Genomic DNA, 5241 nt, shown 5'->3' with positions numbered 1-5241 from the left:
AGACGAGGTTATTTTAAAAAGATATCCTATGGTGAGATTTTTGCATTCGTGAGGATATTTAGGTTTTTTTATCCACACATTATTCACATGATTTTTTCATCACATAGAATATATGTGCGGATTTATGTGCGCGCAGATAAATCACAAGTGAACTTATGTGCGCGCAGATATATTTCATACATTGCACAAATAAACAGTCATCAACAATAAGGCCATCATACATTTTCCCATATGTAATACGTGCCTTTCGTCTCACCCACCTTTTTAAAACGCGGATTTTCCTCAGATATGCGTTTAAGAACGCGGGTTGCCTGATATCCATTCAGATCGAGTAAGTCCATCGCATCTGAACGGGTAATCTTCCCATGCTCCTCTACATACGCAATGATCATCTTCTCCTGTTGATTCTTGTCAATATCTTTTGAACGCAGATACTCTGATTTTGCATGAAGTCGCTTGTTGAGTGCTGCTGATAGGTGGTACACGTTTCCACTCCGCTTACGAAGTACCTCCACAAGTCCACGTTCATGAAGTTGTTCAAGTACCCTGCGGCCTTGAGTGGTTCCCTTCTGAATAATACTCCCGGCAGTTGATTCATCAATTGGCCGGTCATAATATAATGTGTTTAAAATTAGGAGTTCATCCAATGAGAAAACCTTTCCATCTCGCTTCTCTTCATAGATAAAGGCAGCAAAGTCCAGTGAAGATTCTCCACCCGATATCTCAACCCGCACAGCTAAACTGTCGCTTCTGGAATAATCCGGAGGTGGTCTTCCATACCTGACCTGCTCCATGTATATCTTGTCAACCCCACGTCCGGTCTGCTCAATTATCCCGATTCTCTTGAATGCCTCTGCAAGCCGGATATTCCTGGGTTTTGGTTCATGAACAAGGATATTCTCCGAGGTTATCCCCTCAGGAAAACCGCCGGGATTTGTTATCAGGATATGATCGTGGTGCCACTGGATATAGACACTCTCCATCCGGCTGTAATCCCGGTGTAGGAGAGCATTATTAACCGCTTCACGGAATCCAACTGGTGAATAATCAGGTATCGGATAGCGAAGGAGTCCGACAATCTTTTCCCGCTCTTCGTTCCGTGCCTTGAACCGGGACTCGATCTCCTCGATAATTTTTACAATCGGTTCATAAAATGCATCATTTACCCTGACATCCCCCTGAATGTCAAGAACCTGAAAGTGCACTGTATGTGTTGGCAAAAACCGCTGGATAGAGGAAAGGTGTCCAAGGAGAAGGATTCCGGCAACATTTGGTACAAGCGTCCCATTACGGGTTTCAACAAGGCGAAGGGCTTTTGCAAGCTCTTCGTTTGGGAGTTCAAGGAGTGTTCTGTCACCCCTGAGATTGGTAATAGCCTGACGAACCCGTTCAAACTCAAGGGGATCGAGATCATCAATAGTTGCACCATCTACGGGAAGTGATGAGAAATCCAGATGTCCAAGATCAACCCGTCTGGAAACCTGATCCCGTGCATAATAGGGAACAGTAGCAGGTTTTCCATCCGAACCAATCACTCGTCTCAGCGTTTTTCCAGATGCGGTTGAACAGATCTCCGGATATGGATCCACCTGGATCACGAGAACATCTCCTTTGGGATCATAAACAACAGAGACTCTCGTATTGATACTGGGGACAGTATTATTGAATATTGCAGATTTCAGCCTATTGACATCAGTTACTGAACCATTGCGTGGACGGCAGCCAGAAATGACTCCATCATCTTCAACTCCGATGAGGAGGATTCCTCCATTTGTGTTCGCCATGGCAACAATCTCATCGTAAATCTCCTTATCTGAAAAACCACGTCGTGAATCCGACTTGAATTCCAGCTCCAAGGATTCCCCTTTTGCAATTAAAGACGCCAATTCTTTGTCATCCATTTATAATTCCCCTGGATTGCCGCCCACGTATATTCACTCCCATGAAAAGTCTCTCCGTTATCGATTCCTCTGCGTCTATCACGGCACAGTTCTCCATCGAACACCTGCACCTGAGTGATTAGTTCCCCAATATTTGAAAACGCTCATGCCCAAACACATCAAGTATCAAATGATTGACTCGACCCCTATTAAAACCCATACGAAACAGAGAGGAGGCCCCATTATACATCATCAGGTAATGTACTATCACGATCAGGGTGCGTTATGATGAGAAGCCTGAATTACCGTATCATCCTCCGAAGAGAGCCGGAAGGCGGGTATACCGTCACCGTGCCAATGCTTCCCGGCTGTGTCACCTTCGGGGAGACCATTGAGGAGGCCATAACGATGGCACGAGAAGCCATTGAGTTGTATCTTGAGGATCTATCATCGTAATGTGTTAATTGATTATTTCAAAAACACATAATCATAAACACTTTCACGCCCTAGGATGAGACAATTATATAGACAGGATTACAAGTTTAGAACATAAAGGAGTCAAAGGATCTCATGCCCGGATATATAAGAAGAAAAACAGAAAACAAGCTGACCTTCATTGATTTATTCGCAGGGATTGGTGGGATCCGACTTGGTTTTGAGCGTGCCGGAGCAGAATGTATCTTCTCTTCCGAGTGGGATAAGTTTGCACAACAAACGTATGAGGCGAATTTTGGAGAGGAACCAAAGGGGGATATTCGTAAGCTGGATGCAACATCAATTCCGGATTTTAATATTCTCTGTGCAGGCTTCCCCTGCCAGCCATTTTCTATCGCAGGCGTTTCCAAGAAAAACAGCCTGAACAGACCCCACGGGTTTGCAGATATGACGCAGGGAACCCTTTTTTATGAGATTATTCGAATTCTGGAAGTAAAAAAGCCAGATGCCTTCTTTCTTGAGAATGTTAAAAACCTTGAGTCACATGATAAGGGAAGAACATTTGCAATTATCAGATCCGCACTTGAAGATATAGGATATTCATTTTTTTACAAAGTGATTAATGCTAATAATATACTCCCTCAAAACCGTGCGAGGATCTTCATGGTTGGTTTCAGAGATAAAAATATTGGGTTTACTTTTCCGGAAATAACCAATAGAAAACCCAGATTAATGGATATTCTTGATCCCAATCCTGATGAAAAATACACCCTGAGCGATCATCTATGGGAATACCTTCAGGATTATGCCGAGAAACACCGAAGAAAAGGAAATGGGTTTGGATTTGGCCTGACCGATCTGAACAGCTATTCACGCACACTTTCAGCACGTTACTATAAAGATGGCAGTGAGATTCTTATACCCCAGAAGGGTATGAATCCCAGACGGCTCACTCCTCGCGAGTGTGCACGGTTACAGGGATATCCGGAGAGTTTTATAATTCCTGTTTCAGATACCCAGGCCTATAAACAGTTCGGAAACTCAGTTGCAGTGCCTTTGGTTGAGGTTCTTGCCAGACAGGTTGTTTTTACACTTCAGAAACGACCAAGGGGCATACCACTCCCTGCTTAGATCTATAAAGTACCATAATATTATTTGTTTAAACAGGAGGCAACACGTTCCAACGCTTTGTCTGAATCCTGCTTTATCTCATGCTCCCAGATTCGAATAACAGTATATCCAATCTTTTCCAGTTCCCCGTTAACCATTTTATCCCGTTCCACATTTGAATTGATTTTATTCATCCAGAAGTCTTTCCTGGTTTCTGGTTCCTTGAAATGTAACGGGCATTTATGCCAGAAACATCCGTCAATAAAGATGGCAAGTTTCTGTCTGATAAAAACAATATCAGGTTTTCCGGGAAGTGATGTATGAATCCGGTACCCCCTGAACCCCCGGGCACAGAGTTTTTTTCGAAAAAGGATTTCCGGAGAGGTGTTCTTACCTCTGTTTCTTGACATATTCAGTTTTCTTTGGTCTTTTGTCAAAACATCAGTCATGATACTCTTATTGTCTTCCTGGTGATGGAGATAAAGTCCTTCAAAGTAAGCAGTTTGTCATGATAGGCGTCTGGAAACGCAGATATATTGCTTTTCGGAATTACCAGATGAACATTTACATCCATCATTTCATGTAACTGATTCGCGGAGATTCCCTGTTGAAGGGTGAATAGGTATTTTTTGTCAATCCGATCGGCTTCAGTCAGAATCTGTCGCCATCGATCTTTACAGGTGGTCTTAGCAGCAAGAAATACAAGCTGATCTTTTGGATAGGATGCATCATTATATTGAACATCGCCTGGAAAAATAAAATCGGGTTTTTTCCTTCCTTCAATAATTGGATTTGATATATATGGCAGTTTGCAGTAATCGAACATTGCTCCCAGATGATGTTCAAGAGAGCGGCCTGCCCTGCTCTTCCTCCTGTTAAGGATTGAATTGGCGAATTCGATAAGCTCATCCAGAGAACCAAATCCGTTGTCGAGAGTATCAGCATATCTGATACCTTCAATGTATTTGAAGAGTGAATACTCCGTATCAAGCCACCGTACGATACGTCCGTCAGGATCGGATGGCTGACCTAATCTGCCACAGATTTCCCGTGCTGCCAAGGAAATAACCTGTGTTGCCGGAAAAACATCGGCGGGAACTGATTTAATAAATGATTCAAACATTGATGATATCGAATCAGATTCCAACGGAGACAAATATCCCTGATCCCGCCTGATAAGACCACATGAAACAATAGGAGAGATATTAAATTCAGTCTGAAAACGTTCAATTCCTTCATCCGAATCTATCACAAACCCCCGGTAGCTATTATCATTTCTGTCACAAGAGATGACCAGAAGGGATCCGATATATGCATCAGAAAGAAAAGGGAAATCCCTTCCAAATCGGGTTAGTCTGTATTCACTCCTTGTTCCTTTCCCATACCATATGAACCGACTTTCTGTTTCGAAATCATCATTCCAGGTGATTGTGACAATTCGATCTTTATTTACTCCATTTATGCCAGGGTTTTCAAATATGAGCGGCCAGCATGAGTTTGGTATATAAAATCCACTCTGATGTGCACCAGTGCGACCGGCGTCATTTGCAGAGATATATTTGTATAAAAACGTATTTCCATGGCAGGCTGAAACTGCCTTTTCGATAAGCTGATCCTGTTCGTTGGTTGTCATCATATCTCCTGAATACCCTTCTTTATTCACTCTTTTATTCAGAATGAACACTTGTTCATTAATAGAGTAGTGTTGATAATCTATGATGAGCTTTTCTTCTTTTATCCATCTGATAGCCCTGACAACGAATCAATTGACTCCCCAAAACGATCGGAATAATCATACCCTCCTACAATCCCCCCC

General features: G+C 42.7%; 5 protein-coding genes. 2 read left to right on the top strand and 3 right to left on the bottom strand.

Translation table 11 applies throughout. From position 1 onward, the window contains the following. Nucleotides 1-215 precede the first annotated feature (215 nt). Nucleotides 216-1901, bottom strand: coding sequence for an RNA-binding domain-containing protein (locus QCH34_RS06265; protein ID WP_300331848.1), 1686 nt, complete (start codon nt 1899-1901; stop codon nt 216-218). 264 nt (nt 1902-2165) lie between these two features. Between QCH34_RS06265 and QCH34_RS06260 the strand changes: the two genes are divergently transcribed. Both QCH34_RS06260 and dcm read left to right on the top strand, forming a co-directional pair. Continuing rightward, on the top strand, nt 2166-2336 hold the full coding sequence (locus QCH34_RS06260) for a type II toxin-antitoxin system HicB family antitoxin (RefSeq protein ID WP_300331845.1): 171 nt from the start codon (nt 2166-2168) through the stop codon (nt 2334-2336). 114 nt (nt 2337-2450) lie between these two features. Next, nucleotides 2451-3446 (top strand): DNA (cytosine-5-)-methyltransferase, encoded by a 996-nt coding sequence (dcm, locus tag QCH34_RS06255; protein ID WP_300331841.1) that lies wholly within the window; start codon nt 2451-2453, stop codon nt 3444-3446. Nucleotides 3447-3466: 20 nt separating this feature from the next. Here the strand turns inward: dcm and QCH34_RS06250 are convergent, their stop codons facing one another. Both QCH34_RS06250 and QCH34_RS06245 read right to left on the bottom strand, forming a co-directional pair. After that, nucleotides 3467-3874: a very short patch repair endonuclease gene (locus QCH34_RS06250; protein ID WP_300331836.1), complete on the bottom strand. Its 408-nt coding sequence runs from the start codon at nt 3872-3874 to the stop codon at nt 3467-3469. After that, on the bottom strand, nt 3871-5058 hold the full coding sequence (locus tag QCH34_RS06245; protein ID WP_300331832.1) for a type II restriction endonuclease: 1188 nt from the start codon (nt 5056-5058) through the stop codon (nt 3871-3873). The genes QCH34_RS06250 and QCH34_RS06245 overlap by 4 nt, the downstream gene beginning before the upstream one ends. Nucleotides 5059-5241: the final 183 nt, after the last annotated feature.

The sequence above is a fragment of the Methanocalculus sp. genome (genome assembly GCF_029762515.1).
Taxonomy (GTDB): Archaea; Halobacteriota; Methanomicrobia; order Methanomicrobiales; family Methanocorpusculaceae; genus Methanocalculus.
The sequence above is the reverse complement of the archived record's forward strand: the minus strand, read 5'-3'. Positions and strand labels throughout refer to the sequence as shown.

Bases quoted from the DNA above. Each gene is read 5' to 3' on its own strand.
- QCH34_RS06265 (WP_300331848.1), bottom strand. From the start codon at position 1,901: ATGGATGACAAAGAATTGGCGTCTTTAATTGCAAAAGGGGAATCCTTG.
- QCH34_RS06260 (WP_300331845.1), top strand. From the start codon at position 2,166: ATGATGAGAAGCCTGAATTACCGTATCATCCTCCGAAGAGAGCCGGAA.
- dcm (WP_300331841.1), top strand. From the start codon at position 2,451: ATGCCCGGATATATAAGAAGAAAAACAGAAAACAAGCTGACCTTCATT.
- QCH34_RS06250 (WP_300331836.1), bottom strand. From the start codon at position 3,874: ATGACTGATGTTTTGACAAAAGACCAAAGAAAACTGAATATGTCAAGA.
- QCH34_RS06245 (WP_300331832.1), bottom strand. From the start codon at position 5,058: ATGACAACCAACGAACAGGATCAGCTTATCGAAAAGGCAGTTTCAGCC.